Raw genomic sequence first — 18999 nt, 5'->3', positions numbered from 1 at the left:
ATTCTCTATTCTACTTTATTTATTTTTCACTGTGCAATATTCTTTTTTACCGCTTTTACCGTTTTTAATGCTTCCGATAAATTTGTATAAATAACATTTCCTACAATAACTGTATCAGCTAGCTCTCCCATCTCACTTGCTTGCTCTTTTGTCTCAATACCGCCGCCGTAAAATAACTTCGTCTCATTTAGCGAATTTTTCACTTCTGCCACTAATGCAGGGTCTCCATATGTTCCACTGTATTCTAGATAGAAAACGGGCAAATGAAACATGCGTTCAGCCATGCGAGCATACGCTACAACATCTTCTGCATCCAAATCGGTTTTCGCTTCCGTTAGCGCAGCTACTTTTGCTTCGGGGTTAAGTACGCAGTATCCTTCTACAAAAATTTCATCCCAGTCCATGATTTCACCGTATTCCTTCATCGCCGCATGATGTAAGTCAACAATCCACTTTGGATCCTTGCTGTTTAAAACGGTCGGAATGAAATAAGAATCAAAACCAGGCGTTACAGAGTCAATTGTTGATACTTCTAGCGCACATGGCACCGTATAGCGGCGAATACGCATTAACAGCTGCAGCACATTGTCTAAAGTTACTCCGTCTGATCCTCCAACAAGAACCGCATCCGTGCCGGATTCGCAAATTTTTTCTAAATCTGCATCTGAAATTTCTTTATTAGGATCTAATTTAAAGACATGTCTCCACTCTTTAATATCATACATATAGGTTCCTCCATTTCTTTACACTTAAAAGTTCGCGCTCGTCCATTTGTTCATTATAACAAAACTAAGAGGGTGAAATGAAAAGAAAACCGAACTTTTCATCACGTTTTTTGTTTTCAAAAAATATGGATAAAAGATATGGTTTTATCCTCAAATTCCGGAAGAAAACATCACAAAAAAAGCCCATTTTGCACAAGGTTATTGTTTCTCTGCATAGGATATGCTAATATATAGCTACTAAAATTCATATGATATACGCTGAAGGATCAATAGTACTTAAATCCTCTTCACAAAGCGAACTAGGGACGGTGGGAGCCTAGAGAATGGTTTAAGGAAAAGGCAATCTGGAGTATATACAGACGAAGGTGGATACATTTTGTATCAACCAGGGTGGAACCGCGGGAAAAACTCTCGTCCCTGGGCATATTGTTGATATGCCCAGGGACGAGAGTTTTTTTGTACCCGCTCTTTTTGTTTCGCTTGAATTACTACCATTTACAGGAGGAATTAGAATGTCAAAAACAATGGATCAAATCGTATCTCACGCCAAACATCGCGGCTTTGTATTTCAAGGTTCTGAAATTTACGGCGGTCTTGCAAATACATGGGATTACGGCCCGCTTGGCGTAGAATTAAAAAACAATATTAAAAAAGCATGGTGGAAAAAATTCATTCAAGAATCTCCATACAACGTTGGTTTAGACGCTGCGATTTTAATGAATCCAAAAACATGGGAAGCTTCTGGTCACTTAGGAAACTTTAATGACCCAATGATCGACTGTAAGGATTGTAAAGCTCGTCACCGTGCCGATAAATTAATTGAAGAAAAGCTTCAAGAAAAAGGCATTGAAATGATCGTAGACGGCCTTTCATTTGATGCAATGGCTGACTTAATTAAAGAACACGAAATTACATGTCCTGAGTGTGGTTCAGCTAACTTCACTGAAATTCGTCAATTTAACTTAATGTTCAAAACGCACCAAGGTGTAACTGAAACATCAACAAATGAAATTTATCTTCGTCCTGAAACGGCTCAAGGTATTTTCGTAAACTTTAAAAACGTTCAGCGCTCAATGCGTAAAAAGCTTCCATTCGGTATCGGCCAAGTGGGTAAAAGCTTCCGTAACGAAATTACACCTGGTAACTTCACATTCCGTACGCGTGAATTTGAACAAATGGAACTTGAGTTCTTCTGTAAACCAGGCACTGAATTAGAGTGGTTTAACTACTGGAAAGAAACATGTAACAAATGGCTTCTTTCTCTTGGTATGAAAGAAGAAAACGTTCGTCTTCGCGACCATGATGATGATGAACTTTCTCACTACAGTAATGCAACAACAGACTTTGAATACAAGTTCCCATTCGGCTGGGGCGAACTATGGGGCGTAGCTTCTCGTACTGACTACGACTTAAAACAGCACATGGAACACTCTGGAGAAGACTTCCAATATGTTGATCAAGAAACAAACGAACGCTATGTACCTTACTGCATCGAGCCTTCTTTAGGGGCTGACCGTGTAACACTAGCTTATATGATTGATGCATATGAAGAAGAAACGTTAGAAGACGGCTCTTCTCGTACAGTTATGCAGCTTCACCCTGCTTTAGCACCATTTAAAGCTGCTGTATTACCACTTTCTAAAAAGCTTTCTAACGAAGCTCGCGCTGTTTTTGAAGATTTAGCAAAATACTTTATGATTGACTATGATGATGCTGGTTCAATCGGTAAACGTTACCGTCGCCATGATGAAATCGGTACGCCGTTCTGTATTACATTCGACTTCGATTCATTAGAAGACAATCAAGTAACAATCCGTAACCGCGACACAATGGAACAAAAACGTGTAGCAATTAGCGACCTTAAAAATATCATTGAAGAAGCAACTCAATTTTAATAAAAAAAATAAGCGTATGGCTGCTTCAGCCATACGCTTTACTTTTGATTTGAATCTTCTTGAAGGCGTTCTAACACCATTTGATACGCATCGCTTCCATAATTCAAGCAGCGTTTAACACGGGAGATCGTCGCTGTGCTTGCTCCAGTTTCCGTCTCAATTTTATGGTACGTGTTGCCTTCTCTTAGCATTCTTGCTACTTCTAAGCGCTGTGCTAATGATTGAATTTCATTAACTGTACATAGGTCATCAAAAAATTGATAGCATTCTTCAATGTTTTCTAATGATAAAATCGCTTGAAATAGCTGATCTAATTCTTTTCCTCGTAGTTTGTTGATTTGCATCGTATCGAACTCCTTTATCATTGGCTTTCTTTACTAGTTGTTTCTATCTATAAAATACAGTTTCTATATTTATTTGCACATACATTCATTCTGTATGAAGACAGCCAATTTCATACAAATTTCAAATTCCTTTGATACTTTTATATTTTAACGCATTATAGACGGAAAAAGTACTTTTTTATTCATAACGTCATAAATTCCTACTGGCGTGATACGAATATAAGGCAAATGTGTAGACGAAAAGAACAGCAGTGAATAGACAGGATCATCGTGTTTGTATCCTCGCTCACCCAGCACTTTCTTGAGTTCCACCTCTCGTTTACTTAGCTCTTCCATCGGCAGATTCGACATGACTCCTTTTAACGGAAGATCCAGTTCATATACTACTTTCTCACCTTCTGTAATAACAATACCGCCGCCAATTTCTTTCATACGTTTGAATGCACACATCATATCTTTTTTCGATTTTCCAATTAAAATAAAATCACCTGTATTTGAAAACGAACTCGCCATTCCCGATACATTTGTCGCAAATCCTTTTAACAGCGTATTGATGCGCCACTTGCCTTCTCGGTCCACCAGCACTAAAAAGCTTTCATCATGATCAGAGGCTAATACATCTCCGCTCACATTTAAGTGAATTGAATACGGCTCCATAATAACAGCATTTTTCATTTTCACGCCTACTGGCATTGAAAATTGAAAATCGTCCATCGTTAAATCAAAGTCTAACTTTAACGGTGAAAAACCAAACTTTCCCCAAGGAAATTCTACCGAGGCTAATGCTTGTTCTTTGCCTTCTTTTTTCATCCACTTTCCTTTTGCTAAGACAGATACCGGAGTAGGCCGCATAGGATCTTCTAAAATATTAATATTAGCCACACAGCCTGTTGCTACATGCCCGTGCAAATGTTCCATGTTATAATAGCGAGCAATATTTACAGACACCATATTATAAGCATCTAACACAGGAACTCCTTCTGAAATAGCTAATGTAATTAACATATCTGACACGCCGTTTTGGTAAAAAGAAGGCGGAGAACCGTCTGTATTCATGGTAATATGGTCAAAATAATCTACCTGCAGCTCTTTTAACTCCTGCAGCAGTTTTGGCAAATCTGGCCGAATGGAAGAGTGGCGCAAAGCAACGTCATAGCCTTGCGTTAACCGAGCAACAACATCTTCCCCTGTCATAGACTCATGATCGCTGTCTGCCCCGAGCAATTTCATTTTTGCTAAGGTAAATGCTGACGCCCCCGGGAAATGTCCTTCAATATGCTTCCTCATCCGCTTTGTCTCTTGAACCCAGTGAAGCATTAAATCATCTCCGTCTAAAAGCTTCGGCCAACTTGTCAGTTCGCCTCCTTGTAAGACAGCTTCATTTTGTAGCCAAGAAGTAATGTTCGTATGTGAGAAGATATCAGCCTCTTCATCAATTTCTGTCTGCGAATCAAATCTGCACCACCAATACAGTGACTGTGGTAACGTTTTCATTTCTTCAATCAATGAAAATGCCGTTTTTTGTTCAAGCTGTAAAGCGAGAATTAAATTATCATTAAATAAAGTGGTTGTTCCGTGCTTGGCTGCATATTGGGAAAAAGTCTGGGGATTATATAACTGAAACGGGTGAACATGCGGCTCAATATACCCAGGAACCACATATTTCTCACTGCAGTCTATAATCTCTGTAGAAGCGTCTGTGTGCTTAGGCATCTCTGAGCCAACGTATACAATACGATCTTGGTAAACCCAAATATGTGCTTTTTTCCACTGCTTCATTCGAGCGTTCAAATATGTTGCATCTTTTAAGACAATAGTTGGTGCTTTTTGACCGTTTAATACTAAAAGCTGCTGTCTAATATGTTTGCTTTTCCAGCGGTATCTCTGTTCCGGCATGCTAAATTCCCCCTAATTTACTATGTATTTTTATCGTAACACATCCGTGATGTAAACGCATTCAGAAACTGTTATTAATTTTATGAATAAAGGTGATAAAACATGAAACCAAATATCGGTATTGTTAACGCATTAATTCGACTTACACTGGGCTTTACCCTTCTTTCTTGGACAACATCTCGTTTATCTCGCAGACCGTACAAAGATTCATACATCTTCTTAGGGTTAATGGGAGCTTTAAAAGTTGCAGAAGGCATCACGCGTTTTTGCCCCCTTACGTACGCATATGATTCGTGTCAAAAACACGATGAACATGAACACCATCCAAATGGAAACGAAGAAACGTATAATCCTTCATAAGGTAAAAAGGAGAGCCGGAGCTCTCCTTTTTTATTTTAAAGCTGCTTTTGCTAATGCACGATGGCCGATGTCTTTGCGATAGAAAAAGCCTTTTTCTACATCGATATGAGCCATTTGTTTGTATACTTCTTGCTGCGCTTCTTGAAGAGTTGCTCCTTTGGCACCTACTAATAGAACGCGGCCGCCGTTCGAAACGTATGTGTCGTTTTCTAAAGCCGTACCAGCGTGGAAAACAAGCGCGTCTTCACTGATCGCATCCAATCCGTTAATTGGCGCACCCTTTTGATAATCTTCTGGGTAACCCGCTGCTGCTAATACAATTCCAATAGCTGCTTCGTTATCCCATTCAATTTCTACTTTTTCTTCTTTCAAAATGCGAAGAAGCACATCGACTAAATCGCTTTTCATACGGGGCAGTACAACCTGTGTTTCAGGATCTCCAAAACGCGCATTAAATTCAATCACTTTTGGTCCTTTTTGTGTTTGAATCAGACCAGCATATAGAATTCCCGTATACTCACAGCCTTCTTCAGCTAATCCTTTAGCCATTGGAAGTAAGATGTTTTCTACAGCCTCTTGTACTTCTGCATCACTAATTTGCGGAACAGGAGAGTAAGCTCCCATGCCTCCTGTGTTCGGACCTTGATCGCCGTCAAAAGCACGCTTATGATCTTGTGCAATTACCATTGGATACACATTTGTCCCGCGTACGAATGCCATTAATGAAAATTCTTCACCATCCAAAAATTCTTCTACAACTACTTTGGCACTTGCTTCTTTAAATTTTTGGTCAACTAGAAAATCACGTAATGTATCTACAGCTTCTTCTACTGTTAAAGCAACAGTTACACCTTTACCAGCTGCTAAGCCGTCTGCTTTAATAACAATTGGAGCGCCTTGCTTTTCCACATATGCTTTTGCTTCCTCGTAAGACGTAAATGTTTCATACGCTGCGGTTGGAATATCATACTTTTTCATGAGCTCTTTTGCAAAGCTTTTGCTTCCTTCAATCATCGCTGCTTGTTTGCGCGGTCCAAAGACCGGAAGACCTTCTTGTTCGAATCGATCAACAATGCCTTCAATTAGCGGATTTTCTGGTCCAACAATTGTTAATCCAATCTTATTTTCTTTTGCAAACTGCACAAGCTCTTCTTGGCTGCTTTCATCGATTGGTACAATCGTTGCCACATCTCTCATGCCTGGGTTTCCTGGTGCTACAAACACTTCGTTAACAAGTGGACTTTTTGAAGCTTTCCATGCAATTGTATGCTCTCTTCCGCCTTTTCCAATAACTAAAACATTCACGTTCTTCACCTCATTAATGTTTAAAATGTCTTACGCCTGTAAATACCATTGCAATGCCGTATTCATCTGCTTTTGCAATTGACTCTTCATCACGAATTGATCCGCCTGGCTGAATAATAGCTGTGATTCCTGCTTTAGCTGCTGCTTCTACTGTATCGCCCATTGGGAAGAAAGCATCTGAACCTAAAGCTGAACCTTGTGCTTTTTCACCAGCTTGTTCAATTGCAATTTTTGCAGCGCCCACGCGATTCATTTGACCAGCACCTACGCCAATTGTCATGTCATCTTTTGCAAGTACAATAGCATTAGACTTAACATTTTTAACAACTTTCCATGCTAATTTTAAATCTGCCCACTCTTTTTCTGTTGGCTCGCGTTTCGTTGGAACAGTAATCGTTGCATCATCAAATCCGAATACGTCTTCATCCTGAACAAGCACGCCGCCTTTTACAGACGTTAAGAAAGCTTCTTTTTCTGCTTTTTCATCAAGCTCTATCGTTAGTAAACGAAGGTTTTTCTTAGCTGTTAATACATCTAATGCTTCTTGATCGAACGCAGGAGCAATGATAATTTCTAAGAAAATTTCTTTTAACTGAATAGCCGTTTCACGGTCGATAGGACGGTTAGCTGCTACGATGCCGCCAAAGATAGATGTAGGATCCGCTTCATATGCTTTTTGATAAGCTTGAGCAATTGTTTCACCCACACCTACACCGCAAGGGTTCATATGTTTGATCGCTACGATAGCCGGCTCTTTGAATTCTTTTACGATTTGAAGAGCTGCGTTTGCATCGTTGATATTATTGTATGATAACTCTTTTCCATGCAGCTGCGTAGCTGTTGCAATAGAACCTTTTTGTGTTAACGGCTTTTTATAAAAAGAAGCTTGTTGGTGAGGGTTTTCTCCGTATCGTAAGCCTTGAACGCGCTCATACGTTACTGTTAATTTCTCAGGAGTTGTTTCACCTGTAATGTTTGTTAAGTATTCAGCGATTAATGCATCATAAGCTGCCGTATGACGGAATACTTTTGCTGCTAATCGTTGGTTGGTTTCAAATGAAACATTGCCATCCGCTTTTAACTCTTCTACTACGGTTGCGTAATCGCTTGGATCTACTACAACTGAGACAGAACGATAGTTTTTCGCAGCTGAACGAAGCATTGTAGGTCCACCGATGTCAATATTCTCAATCGCTTCAGCAAGCGTTACATCCTCTTTTTCAATTGTCTTTTTAAATGGATATAAGTTTACAACTACAAAGTCGATTGGCGAGATATTATGCTCTTTCATTTGAGCTTGATGCTCTTCATTATCGCGTAACGCTAATAAAGCACCGTGAACGTTAGGATGCAATGTTTTTAAACGGCCGTCTAAAATTTCTGGGAAACCAGTTACTTCAGAGATTCCGATAACATCAATGCCGTTTTCTTCTAGGGTACGCTTTGTACCGCCAGTTGAAATAATTTCTACTCCTAAGTCCTTTAATTCTTGTGCAAATGAAACAATACCTTCTTTATCAGATACGCTAATAAGCGCGCGTTTTGCTGTCATTTTGTAAACTCCTCCTGATCCGATCTCTCATTTAAAATCTTCCTTTCACTACTACTCTACCATAGTAAAGGATTAAAACTTTTTTGACAAGGTTACATCCTATTTATTTAACTGCGGCTTGTTCAAATAATTCATTCAGTACCGCGGGATAAAATTGATGTTCAATTTCATGAATACGGGCCTCAACTGTTTCTCTTGTATCGCCTTTTTCAATGCGAATAGCCTGCTGGTCAATAATTGGTCCTGTATCCATGCCTTCATCTACAAAATGCACGGTAATTCCAATCACTTTTACTCCTGCATCAAAAGCTTGACCAATAGCATCAATCCCAGGAAATGCAGGTAAAAGCGAAGGGTGGATATTAACAATACGATTTTTGTATGGCTTAAGCAACGTCGAACCAACTAATCGCATATATCCTGCTAAAACAAGAAATTCTACTTTAGCTGATGTAAGCTCTGCAAGAATTGCTGCTTCATACGCTTCTTTATTTTCATAGTTTTTAGGCGAACAAACAAAGCATGGTATTCCACATGCTTTTGCTCGTTCAATTACGTATGCATCCGGTTTATTACAAACAACAAGCGCAATATTTGCTTTTAATCGACCTGACTGAGTTGCTTCGTAGATGGATTGAAAGTTACTGCCGTTTCCAGAAGCAAACACTGCAATATTTATCATGCAAACGTCCCTCCAGCAAATTCAACACCTGTTCCTTCTTTGACACGTCCGATAACAAATGCTTTTTCGCCTTCGTTTTCAATTGCTTCAATGACTTTATTCATATCTTCAGGTTCAACAGCTAAAACAAATCCGATTCCCATATTGAATACTTCGAACATTTCTTTACGGTCTAGCTTGCCTTGCTCTTCAAGGAAATCAAACACGTATGGAATTGGCCAAGAACCGTAATCGATTTCTACACCTAAACCTTCAGGAAGCATACGAGGGATATTTTCAACAAATCCGCCTCCAGTAATATGAGCCATACCTGCAATCTTAGCTGCATGTAATGCTTTTAGGACCGGCTTCACGTATATTTTTGTTGGCGTTAATAACTCAACTCCGAGCTTTTCATTAAAACCAGCGTAAGTTTCGTGAAGATTTAACCCTTGATCATCAACAATTTTACGTACAAGAGAGTAGCCGTTGCTGTGAATACCGCTAGATGAGATACCGATCAACAGCTGTCCAGCTTTAATCTCATCTCCAGTAATAATTTCTGACTTTTCTACCGCTCCTACTGTAAACCCTGCAAGATCATATTCATCTTCTTCGTATAAACCTGGCATTTCAGCTGTTTCTCCGCCAATTAACGCACAGTTGGACTGTTCACAGCCGTCTGCAATTCCTTTTACAATCGATTCAATTTTTTCAGGAACTGCTTTCCCGCAAGCAATATAATCTAAGAAGTAGAGAGGCTCTGCTCCTTGTGCTAAAACGTCGTTTACACACATGGCCACTGCATCCACACCGATTGTGTCATGCTTATCCATTTGAAAAGCAAGTTTCAATTTTGTTCCTACTCCATCTGTACCAGAAACAAGAACAGGCTCTTTTAAATTCAATGTAGATAAATCGAACATTCCGCCAAAGCCGCCGACTGTTCCCATAATACCTGCACGAGCAGTTCGTTCTACGTGCTTTTTAATACGTGAAACAGCTTCATATCCTGCTTCTAAGTCAACTCCAGCTTGTTTATATGAATATGACATGTTGTCACTCCTTTTTTACGTTAAAACTAACAAGTTACCTTTTCATGAGGGTGTACAGTATCTGGATAAATTTCAGTTGGATACTTTCCAGTAAAACATGCCATACACTGTCCGCCGTTGCCTTCATACTGTCTGCCGATTGCGTCTACTAAACCTTCGTTGCTTAAGAAAACAAGTGAATCAGCTTCAATCAATTCACGAATTTCTTCAACAGAGCGCGTAGCAGCAATTAACTCAGAGGATGACGATGTGTCAATTCCATAAAAACATGGATTTTTAATAGGAGGTGAACTGATGCGTACATGTACTTCAGTTGCTCCTGCTTCTCGAAGCATACGAACAATGCGACGGCTTGTTGTGCCGCGAACGATAGAATCATCTACCATGACAACACGTTTACCCTCTACAATTTTACGTACAGGAGACAGCTTCATTTTTACACCTTGTTCACGCAATTCTTGTGAAGGCTGAATGAATGTACGGCCTACGTATCGATTCTTAATTAAACCTAATTCGTATGGAATCCCTGACTGTTCTGCAAAACCAATCGCTGCTGAAATACTTGAATCCGGAACGCCTGTTACAACGTCTGCTTCAATCGGTGACTCAACTGCAAGTTGTTTCCCAAGGTTTTTACGAGCAGAGTGAACATTGATTCCATCAATATTACTATCTGGTCTTGAGAAATAAATATATTCCATACTGCAAATAGCACGGTTTACGTTTAGTGTGAATCGCTCTGATTGAATACCTTCATCATTAATAATAAGTAACTCACCAGGCTCTACATCACGCTCATGAACCGCTCCAACAATATCAAACGCACATGTTTCAGAAGCTACTACATAGGCATCACCTAATCGTCCAATTGATAATGGACGCAGTCCGTGAGGATCAAGTGCAACCATCATCGTATCTTCCGTTAAAATAACGAATGCGTATGCGCCTTTAACCATGGATAAAGCATTTTTCACTTTATCTTTCATATCTTCATAGCCGCTTCGTTTAATTAAATGAGCAAGTACTTCTGTATCAGATGTTGATTGGAAAATACTCCCTTGGTTTTCCAGCTGATGCTTTAATGCATTTGCATTAACCAAGTTTCCATTATGAGCTAACGCAAGGCTTCCGCTATGAGAGCGGAAGTGAAGGGGTTGAACATTTTCAAACCCTCCGCCTCCAGCTGTTGCATAACGAACGTGTCCAATTGCTGCTTTACCGTTTAGTTGCTCTAACTCTCCGTGGCCAAATACTTCGTTAACAAGACCGACGCCTTTCATCACTGTCACTTTTTCTCCGTCTGTTACAGCAATACCAGCGCCTTCTTGTCCGCGGTGTTGCAAGCTATGCAAACCGTAATAAGCAATCTGGCTTGCATTTTCATGTCCCCATACACCGAATACGCCACATTCTTCGTTTAAGCCTTTGATTTCAGCAAGCATGGAAGCGCTCCTTTCCAAGCAGTAGTTAATTCTTCAACTGATAATTGAACAAGAACATTTTCTTGATGTTTAACAGTTAATGTTGCGTCTTCTGTTACGCGTCCTACTAATGTTGCATCTTGTACAAGCATTTCGAATTTTTCTTTATTCTCTGGTGAAACCGTTACGACAAAGCGTGATTGTGTTTCACTGAATAGCTCTGCTGTTGCTTCACCGTCTACCGTTACGTTTACGCCTAACCCGCTGCCGTTCATCACTTTTTCAGCTAGGGCTACCGCGAATCCTCCTTCTGCAATATCGTGAGCAGATTGAACTGCACCTTCACGAATTGCTTGAAGAAGCTGATCTTGACGTGTTTTTTCAACCGCTAAATCTAATTTAGGTGACTGGCCGAATACCGTACCGTTTTCTAGTACTTTTTGAAGCTCAGTACCTGCGAATTCTGCTTCAGCTTTACCAATAACATAGATTAAGTCATCTTTTTGCTTCGCATATTGAGTTGTAATATGGTTGATATCGTCGATTAGACCAACCATTCCAATAACAGGAGTTGGGTAAATTGCTTCACCTTTTGTCTCATTGTACAGAGATACGTTACCGCCGATAACCGGAGTCGATAGCTCACGGCAAGCGTCGCTCATACCGTCTGTTGCTTTTTCAATTTGCCAGAAGATTTCTGGCTTTTCAGGGTTGCCGAAGTTTAAGCAGTCTGTAATCGCAAGAGGCTGTGCACCTGAACATACAAGGTTACGAGCAGCTTCTGCCACTGCGATACGGCCGCCTACTTCCGGGTCTAGGTATAAATAGCGAGAGTTACAGTCTGTTGTCATCGCTAATGCTTTATTTGTATCACGTACACGAACAACCGCCGCGTCAGATCCAGGAGATACAACTGTGTTTGTACGTACTTGGTAGTCATATTGGTTGTAAACCCACTCTTTGTTTGCAATCGTAGGCTGTTTTAAAAGCGTTACTAACATATCACTGTGATTTTCAACAGTAGGAGCGTATGCTGACTGCTCTTGGAACTCACGATAGTATGCTGGTTCTTGAGATGGTTTGTGGTATACCGGTGCATCTTCTGCTAATGCATCTACAGGAACATCTGCTACTACTTCTCCGTTATGAGTTAAACGAAGGCGCTTATCGTCGGTTACGTGACCGACTGAAACAGCTTCTAATCCGTATTTTTCAACGATTTCGACGATTTCATTTTCACGGCCTTTTTCAACAACGATGAGCATGCGCTCTTGAGATTCTGAAAGCATCATTTCATATGGTGTCATACCCGTTTCACGCTGAGGTACAAGATCAAGGTTCATTTCAATACCAGAACCTGCTTTACTTGCCATCTCTGCCGAAGAACTTGTTAAGCCCGCAGCACCCATATCTTGAATACCTACTAAAGCGTCACACTTGATAAGCTCTAAGCAAGCTTCAAGAAGAAGTTTTTCCATAAATGGATCTCCTACTTGTACAGCAGGACGTTTTTCATCTGACTGATCAGATAGCTCTTCAGAAGCAAATGTAGCGCCGTGGATACCGTCGCGTCCCGTTTTTGCTCCTACGTACATAACCGTGTTGCCAACGCCTTTAGCTTGACCTTTTTGAATATCTTCGTGGTTAATTAAACCAACACACATAGCGTTAACAAGCGGATTTCCTTCATATGAAGCTTCAAACTGAATTTCTCCACCTACTGTTGGGATTCCTACACAGTTACCGTAACCTGCGATTCCCGCTACTACTTCCTCAAACAAATGACGAACCTTTGGAGATGTTAATTCACCAAAACGTAAAGAGTTTAAAAGTGCAATCGGTCTTGCTCCCATTGAAAAGACGTCACGAATGATGCCACCTACACCAGTTGCTGCTCCTTGATAAGGTTCAATCGCTGATGGATGGTTATGACTTTCGATTTTAAATACAACGGCTTGGTTATCACCAATATCAACGATACCAGCTCCTTCACCAGGACCTTGTAATACTTTTTCACCCGTGATAGGGAATTTTTTCAGTACAGGCTTAGAGTTTTTATAGCTACAGTGCTCTGACCACATAACAGAGAATAAGCCTGTTTCTGTATAGTTAGGAGTACGACCAAGCAGTTGCTCTACATTCGCAAACTCTTCGTCTGTTAATCCCATATCTCGATATAACTTTTGTTCTTTAATTTGCTCTACATTTGGTTCAAGAAGTAACGACATTTTGTTCCCTCCACTGCTTTACGATTGATTGAAATAATTTAAGTCCGTCCGCGCTTCCTAAAAGATCGCTTACCGCTCTTTCTGGGTGAGGCATCATTCCTAATACGTTGCCTGTTTCGTTCGTAATCCCTGCAATATCTTGAAGACTTCCGTTTGGATTATCACCTGCGTATTGGAAAAGAATCTGGTTGTTTTCAATCAATTTTTGTAACGTATGTTCATCACAATAGTAGTTGCCTTCACCGTGTGCCACTGGAATAGCAATTACTTCATCTTTGCCATAAGCATTTGTAAACATTGTTTCGTTATTAGCTACTTTCAAATTCACTGTTTTACAGATGAATTTTAAGTTTTCATTACGGCGCATAGCACCTGGCAGTAATCCTGCTTCTAATAAAATTTGGAATCCATTACATACACCTAGTACTGGCTTTCCTTGGCTTGCTGCTTTTTTTACAGCATCCATTACATTTGAGAAGCGAGCGATAGCACCTGAACGAAGGTAATCTCCATATGAGAAACCACCTGGAAGCAAGATACCATCATATTGATCTAATGATTCTGTATCGTGCCAAACGTAATCTACTTCTTCACCAAGCTCATCTTTGATAGCATGATACATATCTACGTCACAGTTTGATCCTGGAAAAACAATTACAGCAAATTTCACTGTACGACAACCTCCTCAACCTCGTAACGGTAATCTTCAATTACTGTATTAACTAAAAGCTTTTCACACATTTCTTTTACGCGTTCATCTAATGAATCTGTGCTGTCGATTGTTAGCTCTAAAAATTTACCGATGCGTACTTCTTGAACTTCTTCATAAGACATACGGTGCAATGAATTTTTAACGGCTACTCCTTGAGGGTCTAATACACTTTCTCTTAATGTGACAAATACTTTTACTTTATACATGGTTGGGTTATCCTCCGATTCGCTGTAAGATTTTTTCGTATGCTTCTGTTAAACCGCCTAAGTCTCTGCGGAATACATCTTTATCTAATTTTTCGTTCGTATGAACATCCCAGAAGCGGCAAGTGTCAGGTGAAATTTCATCCGCTAAAATAATGTCGCCTTGAGAAGTACGGCCGAATTCTAATTTAAAATCCACTAAGAAAATGTCTTTATCTTTGAAAAATTTCGATAATACTTCGTTGATTTGAAGTGCTTGTGCCTTTAAACTATCAATCTCTTCTTGAGTTGCAGCCTTAAGGAAAATCGCATGTTCTGCAAGAATTAATGGATCACCAAGCGCATCATCTTTGTAGTAAAGTTCAACGATTGGCTGTTCAAAACGAATACCTTCTTCTACGCCAATTCGCTTCGCAAGGCTTCCTGCTGTAGCATTTCGTACAACGACTTCAAGCGGAACAATTTCTACTTTCTTAACCGCCTGTTCATGATCTGAAAGCTGCTTCACAAAGTGAGTTGTAATCCCTTGCTCATGTAACATTGAAAATAGTAAACTACTAATTTGATTGTTCAGCTGTGCTTTTCCGCTAATCTCTGCTTTTTTCTGACCGTTGAATGCTGTAGCTTCATTTTTATAAGCAACCCACAGTACATCTTGCTCATCAGTAGCGTAAATTTTTTTCGCTTTTCCTTCATAAAGTAACTCTTGCTTTTCCATGCTGTCACCTCTACATACAGAATATTCAGATACACTTTCTTAGATAAAGGCAAGGACGTGCCTTGCCTTTTTTATTAAAGACCTAAACGTTCAAAAATCATATCTACATTTTTTAAATGGTGCTTATGATCGAAGCAATCTTCAATCTCTTCTGGCGATAAGTGGCGAGTAATGCGCTCTTCGCCTTCAATTAAAGAACGGAAAGGAACTTGCGTTTCCCATGCTTCCATTGCTTTTGGCTGTACTAAGTCGTATGCTTCTTCACGTACCATACCTTTGTTAATTAATGTTAAAAGTACACGCTGTGAGTAAATTAGCCCTAGTGTACGATCCATGTTGCGCTTCATGTTGTCAGGGAATACTGTTAAGTTTTTAACAATATTTGCAAAACGATTTAACATGTAATTCAAAGCAATCGTTGCATCAGGTAAGATGACACGCTCTGCCGATGAATGAGAGATGTCACGCTCATGCCAAAGCGGTACATTATCATAAGCTGTAACCATATAGCCGCGAATTAAGCGAGCAAGTCCCGTTACGTTCTCAGAACCGATTGGATTACGTTTATGAGGCATTGCAGATGAGCCTTTTTGACCTTTTGCAAAATATTCTTCAACCTCACGTGTTTCACTTTTTTGAAGACCGCGAACTTCTACTGCAAATTTCTCAATAGATGTCGCAATTAACGCTAGTACTGACATATAGTGTGCATGACGGTCACGCTGTAATGTTTGCGTAGAGATTGGTGCTGGTGAAATTCCTAACTTCTCACATACGTATTTTTCAACGAAAGGATCGATGTTAGCGAACGTTCCAACTGCTCCTGACATTTTACCAAATTCCACTTCAGCTGCAGCACGTTTTAAACGCTCTAGGTTACGCTTCATTTCTTCATACCATAATCCCATTTTCAAACCAAATGTCGTTGGCTCAGCGTGTACACCGTGTGTACGTCCCATCATAACCGTATATTTATGTTCTTGAGCTTTTTCCTTTAGTACTTCTACAAAGCGCTCTACGTCACTTAGCAAGATTTCATTAGCTTGCTTTAATAAATAAGATAGAGCTGTATCAACTACGTCAGTTGAAGTCAAACCGTAGTGTACCCACTTGCGCTCTTCACCAAGCGTTTCAGATACTGCACGAGTGAAAGCTACTACGTCATGACGCGTTTCTAGTTCAATTTCATTGATGCGGTTAATATCAAAAGATGCATTTTGACGAATTAACTTCACATCTTCTTTCGGAATATGTCCTAATTCTGACCATGCTTCGCAAGCTAGAATTTCAACTTCTAACCAAGCTTTAAATTTATTTTCTTCTGTCCAAATAGCTGCCATTTCTGGTCTTGTATAACGTTCAATCATGTTGTTACTTCCTCCGTTCTTTCCCAAATTCCTAGAGATTCGGCTTTTTCTATCGCCTCATCTATCTTATCAGCTAATACCGTGATATGTCCCATTTTTCTCTTCTCTTTTGCAACTTTTTTTCCGTACAAATGTAAGTGCATATCATCTAAACATTCGATTTTTGCCATTGTGTTCTCAATATGTTCCCCTAATAGGTTAACCATCACAGCAGGTTTTAATAAAGTCGGCTGTGCTAGGGTCCAGTTACAAATGGCTCTTACATGCTGCTGAAATTGAGAAAGATCACAAGCATTGATTGAATAATGACCTGAGTTATGAGGTCTAGGTGCCATTTCATTTATATAAAGCTGACCTTCTTCAGTTAGGAACATCTCAACTGCTAATGTACCAACTAAATCTAATCCTTTTGCTATTTCTTGCGCATATTGAAGAGCTTTCGCTTCTTGATCTGCTGTAATACGTGCCGGAACAATCGTTTGGTGCAAAATATGATGCTTATGAATGTTCTCAGCTACTGGTAAACATACCGTTTCGCCTTTTGCATTTCGGTGTACAATAACTGATACTTCTTTATCTAAGTTCATCCACTGTTCTACAATGCATTCCGACTGTGCTAATAGCTCAGCTGCTTCACGAATATTATTCTCATTTTTCACTAGAACTTGCCCTTTACCGTCATATCCGCCTCGGCAAGTTTTTACGACACATGGATAACCAATTGTTTCGACAGCTTTTAAAAGTTCTTCTTCAGTCGTAACGATTGCGTAATCAGGAACGTCTAGATTAAGCTTTGTAATCATTTCTTTTTCTAAACGACGATTTTGTGTAACGGCTAGTAAATGACTGCCTTGTGGCACGTAGCATTTTGTTTCTAGCCATTTCATCATCTCAACATCAACGTTTTCAAATTCATAGGTGATGACATCTGACACTTCAGCAAGCTGTTCAACCGCTTTTCTATCATCATAGTTGCCAATGACTTTAATATCTGCTACTTGACCGCAAGGAGAATCTTCTGTTGGTTCAAGCACTGCAATGTAATAACCCATTTCTTTAGCAGATAGTGCAATCATTCTTCCTAGCTGTCCACCGCCTACGATTCCAATTGTTTTACCAGGAGGTATAAGTAAATTAGACAAGTTGATCACTACTTTCTAACACAGATGATTTGATAGACTCTCTACGATTTTCAAGTTGATCACTTAACGTTGGATCCTGTGTTGCTAAGATTTGTGCTGCTAGCAGGCCAGCGTTCGTAGAACCAGCTTTCCCAATAGCTACTGTAGCTACCGGTACGCCGCCTGGCATTTGAACAATCGATAAAAGTGAATCTAAACCGTTTAAGTTACTTGATTTAACGGGTACTCCTATTACAGGTAAAATTGTTTTTGCGGCAATCATACCAGGTAAGTGCGCAGCACCCCCAGCGCCAGCAATAATAACTTTAATCCCTCGTTCTTTCGCTGTTTCAGCATATTCAAACATATAATCCGGCGTTCGATGTGCTGATACAACTTTCTTTTCATATTGAATATTTAATTCATCTAAAATGTCACACGCATATTTCATAGTGCTCCAGTCTGACTGACTGCCCATTACAACAGCAACTTTTACATTCATGAATAAAAGCTCCTTTTTCACGTTATAAAAAAACCTAGGGTAAGTTATGGCTCACTAAAGGAAAGCCACAACTACCCTAGGTTTCATGTATCAACATTCCTTTTGAAAAGGAATCATGTTTACCTATTTAGTAATTGTACTCTCCTCATAGTCCAATGATTTACGGTCATCGGGTAGAAACTCGTGGGCCATATTCCCACTATTATATGAGGTTTCGGATATCTCAATTGACAACTTAATAATAACAGCCAAACTAGAAAAAAGTCAACCTAAAAATCGAATGTTTACTATTTTTATCATTAAAATGTTCGTATTTAGAGACTTTTCCCTTCGAAAACAATCTGTTGCTTTACCGGAACATAGTCCTTTTTACCATTTATTTCTTTTTCTTCAAAAATAGGCTTTTCCATTCGTCGAACAGGCATATACCCATCTTTTTTCATCCGATCTAAACAACTTGCGATTGTTTCATTTTCTTGTAATTCATACAGTACTTTTTTTGATTTCTTACCCAAAATGCAGCCTCCAGTTCGAAAAAAGTTTCTTACAGCGTCAAAAAGAGCTTTTATAACAAAAATTAAATGAATCCACTATAGTGTAACATAATTTAAAAGTTAAATTCATGCTGTAATTTTTAGAAACAAAAAAGACTAGTCATTGAATGACTAGTCTTTTTATTGGCCTGGCAACGTCCTACTCTCACAGGGACAAAGTCCCAACTACCATTGGCGCTAAAGAGCTTAACTTCCGTGTTCGGTATGGGAACGGGTGTGACCTCTTCGCTATCGCCACCAGACAAGAGATTGCTCTCTCAAAACTAGGTAACAGTTTGCTGAGTAAAGCTTACGCTTTTAAAGTTTGGTTAAGTCCTCGATCGATTAGTATCAGTCAGCTACACATGTCGCCACGCTTCCACCTCTGACCTATCAACCTG

General features: G+C 39.7%; 18 protein-coding genes, 1 rRNA gene and 1 riboswitch. Of the genes, 2 read left to right on the top strand and 17 right to left on the bottom strand.

Features of this window, described 5'->3' with window-relative positions; genetic code table 11:
• Window positions 1-26: 26 nt before the first annotated feature.
• Window positions 27-725, bottom strand: coding sequence for a heptaprenylglyceryl phosphate synthase (locus tag ACRPLQ_RS22990; protein WP_033580830.1), 699 nt, complete (start codon window positions 723-725; stop codon window positions 27-29).
• Window positions 726-1237: 512 nt separating this feature from the next.
• Between ACRPLQ_RS22990 and ACRPLQ_RS22985 the strand changes: the two genes are divergently transcribed.
• On the top strand, window positions 1238-2620 hold the full coding sequence (locus tag ACRPLQ_RS22985) for a glycine--tRNA ligase (protein ID WP_013055049.1): 1383 nt from the start codon (window positions 1238-1240) through the stop codon (window positions 2618-2620).
• A gap of 38 nt (window positions 2621-2658) precedes the next feature.
• Here the strand turns inward: ACRPLQ_RS22985 and ACRPLQ_RS22980 are convergent, their stop codons facing one another.
• Both ACRPLQ_RS22980 and ACRPLQ_RS22975 read right to left on the bottom strand, forming a co-directional pair.
• Window positions 2659-2964 carry a YerC/YecD family TrpR-related protein gene (locus ACRPLQ_RS22980; protein ID WP_013055048.1) on the bottom strand — a complete coding sequence of 102 codons (306 nt, stop codon included), beginning with the start codon at window positions 2962-2964 and terminating at the stop codon, window positions 2659-2661.
• Window positions 2965-3111: 147 nt separating this feature from the next.
• Window positions 3112-4860, bottom strand: a complete 1749-nt coding sequence (locus tag ACRPLQ_RS22975) for an adenine deaminase C-terminal domain-containing protein (protein ID WP_034263936.1) — start codon at window positions 4858-4860, stop codon at window positions 3112-3114.
• A gap of 102 nt (window positions 4861-4962) precedes the next feature.
• Here ACRPLQ_RS22975 and ACRPLQ_RS22970 point away from each other — a divergent pair, with 102 nt between their 5' ends.
• Window positions 4963-5220 (top strand): YgaP family membrane protein, encoded by a 258-nt coding sequence (locus ACRPLQ_RS22970; RefSeq protein ID WP_016762773.1) that lies wholly within the window; start codon window positions 4963-4965, stop codon window positions 5218-5220.
• A 30-nt stretch (window positions 5221-5250) separates the two neighbouring features.
• Here ACRPLQ_RS22970 and purD read toward each other — a convergent pair whose 3' ends face one another.
• The 14 genes from purD to rrf all read right to left on the bottom strand — a co-directional run bounded on the left by purD (window position 5251) and on the right by rrf (window position 18861).
• On the bottom strand, window positions 5251-6525 hold the full coding sequence (gene purD / locus ACRPLQ_RS22965; RefSeq protein WP_033580832.1) for a phosphoribosylamine--glycine ligase: 1275 nt from the start codon (window positions 6523-6525) through the stop codon (window positions 5251-5253).
• 13 nt (window positions 6526-6538) lie between these two features.
• Complete coding sequence (gene purH, locus ACRPLQ_RS22960; RefSeq protein WP_025752921.1) at window positions 6539-8077, bottom strand: bifunctional phosphoribosylaminoimidazolecarboxamide formyltransferase/IMP cyclohydrolase; 1539 nt, start codon at window positions 8075-8077, stop codon at window positions 6539-6541.
• A 103-nt stretch (window positions 8078-8180) separates the two neighbouring features.
• A complete protein-coding gene (purN, locus tag ACRPLQ_RS22955; RefSeq protein ID WP_014461934.1) occupies window positions 8181-8759 on the bottom strand; it encodes a phosphoribosylglycinamide formyltransferase in 579 nt (192 codons plus the stop codon).
• Window positions 8756-9793: a phosphoribosylformylglycinamidine cyclo-ligase gene (purM, locus tag ACRPLQ_RS22950; protein ID WP_028412529.1), complete on the bottom strand. Its 1038-nt coding sequence runs from the start codon at window positions 9791-9793 to the stop codon at window positions 8756-8758. The genes purN and purM overlap by 4 nt, the downstream gene beginning before the upstream one ends.
• A gap of 26 nt (window positions 9794-9819) precedes the next feature.
• A complete protein-coding gene (gene purF, locus ACRPLQ_RS22945) occupies window positions 9820-11235 on the bottom strand; it encodes an amidophosphoribosyltransferase (protein WP_013055041.1) in 1416 nt (471 codons plus the stop codon).
• The gene (purL, locus tag ACRPLQ_RS22940; RefSeq protein ID WP_028412530.1) at window positions 11211-13442 is read right to left on the bottom strand and encodes a phosphoribosylformylglycinamidine synthase subunit PurL; all 2232 of its coding nucleotides are present in this window, start codon (window positions 13440-13442) and stop codon (window positions 11211-11213) included. Before purL ends, purF begins: the two co-directional genes overlap by 25 nt.
• Window positions 13426-14112 (bottom strand): phosphoribosylformylglycinamidine synthase subunit PurQ, encoded by a 687-nt coding sequence (gene purQ, locus ACRPLQ_RS22935; protein ID WP_013055039.1) that lies wholly within the window; start codon window positions 14110-14112, stop codon window positions 13426-13428. The genes purL and purQ overlap by 17 nt, the downstream gene beginning before the upstream one ends.
• Window positions 14109-14360: a phosphoribosylformylglycinamidine synthase subunit PurS gene (gene purS, locus ACRPLQ_RS22930; protein WP_014461938.1), complete on the bottom strand. Its 252-nt coding sequence runs from the start codon at window positions 14358-14360 to the stop codon at window positions 14109-14111. Before purS ends, purQ begins: the two co-directional genes overlap by 4 nt.
• A gap of 7 nt (window positions 14361-14367) precedes the next feature.
• Window positions 14368-15075, bottom strand: a complete 708-nt coding sequence (purC, locus tag ACRPLQ_RS22925; RefSeq protein ID WP_028412531.1) for a phosphoribosylaminoimidazolesuccinocarboxamide synthase — start codon at window positions 15073-15075, stop codon at window positions 14368-14370.
• Between the two features lie 74 nt (window positions 15076-15149).
• Window positions 15150-16442, bottom strand: coding sequence for an adenylosuccinate lyase (gene purB / locus ACRPLQ_RS22920; protein ID WP_013055036.1), 1293 nt, complete (start codon window positions 16440-16442; stop codon window positions 15150-15152).
• Window positions 16439-17584, bottom strand: coding sequence for a 5-(carboxyamino)imidazole ribonucleotide synthase (gene purK, locus ACRPLQ_RS22915; protein ID WP_013081438.1), 1146 nt, complete (start codon window positions 17582-17584; stop codon window positions 16439-16441). The genes purB and purK overlap by 4 nt, the downstream gene beginning before the upstream one ends.
• Window positions 17577-18065, bottom strand: coding sequence for a 5-(carboxyamino)imidazole ribonucleotide mutase (gene purE, locus ACRPLQ_RS22910; RefSeq protein ID WP_028412533.1), 489 nt, complete (start codon window positions 18063-18065; stop codon window positions 17577-17579). Before purE ends, purK begins: the two co-directional genes overlap by 8 nt.
• A gap of 128 nt (window positions 18066-18193) precedes the next feature.
• A riboswitch (purine riboswitch) is annotated at window positions 18194-18295 on the bottom strand.
• Between the two features lie 84 nt (window positions 18296-18379).
• On the bottom strand, window positions 18380-18580 hold the full coding sequence (locus tag ACRPLQ_RS22905) for an NETI motif-containing protein (protein ID WP_016762769.1): 201 nt from the start codon (window positions 18578-18580) through the stop codon (window positions 18380-18382).
• Window positions 18581-18745: 165 nt separating this feature from the next.
• Window positions 18746-18861, bottom strand: a 5S ribosomal RNA gene (gene rrf / locus ACRPLQ_RS22900).
• Window positions 18862-18999: the final 138 nt, after the last annotated feature.

The organism is Priestia sp. TRN 1309, assembly GCF_050846875.1.
GTDB classification, from domain to species: Bacteria; Bacillota; Bacilli; order Bacillales; family Bacillaceae_H; genus Priestia; species Priestia zanthoxyli.
The sequence above is the reverse complement of the archived record's forward strand: the minus strand, read 5'-3'. Positions and strand labels throughout refer to the sequence as shown.

What these genes read in the sequence shown, in the direction of transcription:
- ACRPLQ_RS22990 (WP_033580830.1), bottom strand. Translation starts at nt 725, where the DNA reads ATGTATGATATTAAAGAGTGGAGACATGTCTTTAAATTAGATCCTAAT.
- ACRPLQ_RS22985 (WP_013055049.1), top strand. Translation starts at nt 1,238, where the DNA reads ATGTCAAAAACAATGGATCAAATCGTATCTCACGCCAAACATCGCGGC.
- ACRPLQ_RS22980 (WP_013055048.1), bottom strand. Translation starts at nt 2,964, where the DNA reads ATGCAAATCAACAAACTACGAGGAAAAGAATTAGATCAGCTATTTCAA.
- ACRPLQ_RS22975 (WP_034263936.1), bottom strand. Translation starts at nt 4,860, where the DNA reads ATGCCGGAACAGAGATACCGCTGGAAAAGCAAACATATTAGACAGCAG.
- ACRPLQ_RS22970 (WP_016762773.1), top strand. Translation starts at nt 4,963, where the DNA reads ATGAAACCAAATATCGGTATTGTTAACGCATTAATTCGACTTACACTG.
- purH (WP_025752921.1), bottom strand. Translation starts at nt 8,077, where the DNA reads ATGACAGCAAAACGCGCGCTTATTAGCGTATCTGATAAAGAAGGTATT.
- purN (WP_014461934.1), bottom strand. Translation starts at nt 8,759, where the DNA reads ATGATAAATATTGCAGTGTTTGCTTCTGGAAACGGCAGTAACTTTCAA.
- purM (WP_028412529.1), bottom strand. Translation starts at nt 9,793, where the DNA reads ATGTCATATTCATATAAACAAGCTGGAGTTGACTTAGAAGCAGGATAT.
- purF (WP_013055041.1), bottom strand. Translation starts at nt 11,235, where the DNA reads ATGCTTGCTGAAATCAAAGGCTTAAACGAAGAATGTGGCGTATTCGGT.
- purL (WP_028412530.1), bottom strand. Translation starts at nt 13,442, where the DNA reads ATGTCGTTACTTCTTGAACCAAATGTAGAGCAAATTAAAGAACAAAAG.
- purS (WP_014461938.1), bottom strand. Translation starts at nt 14,360, where the DNA reads ATGTATAAAGTAAAAGTATTTGTCACATTAAGAGAAAGTGTATTAGAC.
- purC (WP_028412531.1), bottom strand. Translation starts at nt 15,075, where the DNA reads ATGGAAAAGCAAGAGTTACTTTATGAAGGAAAAGCGAAAAAAATTTAC.
- purB (WP_013055036.1), bottom strand. Translation starts at nt 16,442, where the DNA reads ATGATTGAACGTTATACAAGACCAGAAATGGCAGCTATTTGGACAGAA.
- purE (WP_028412533.1), bottom strand. Translation starts at nt 18,065, where the DNA reads ATGAATGTAAAAGTTGCTGTTGTAATGGGCAGTCAGTCAGACTGGAGC.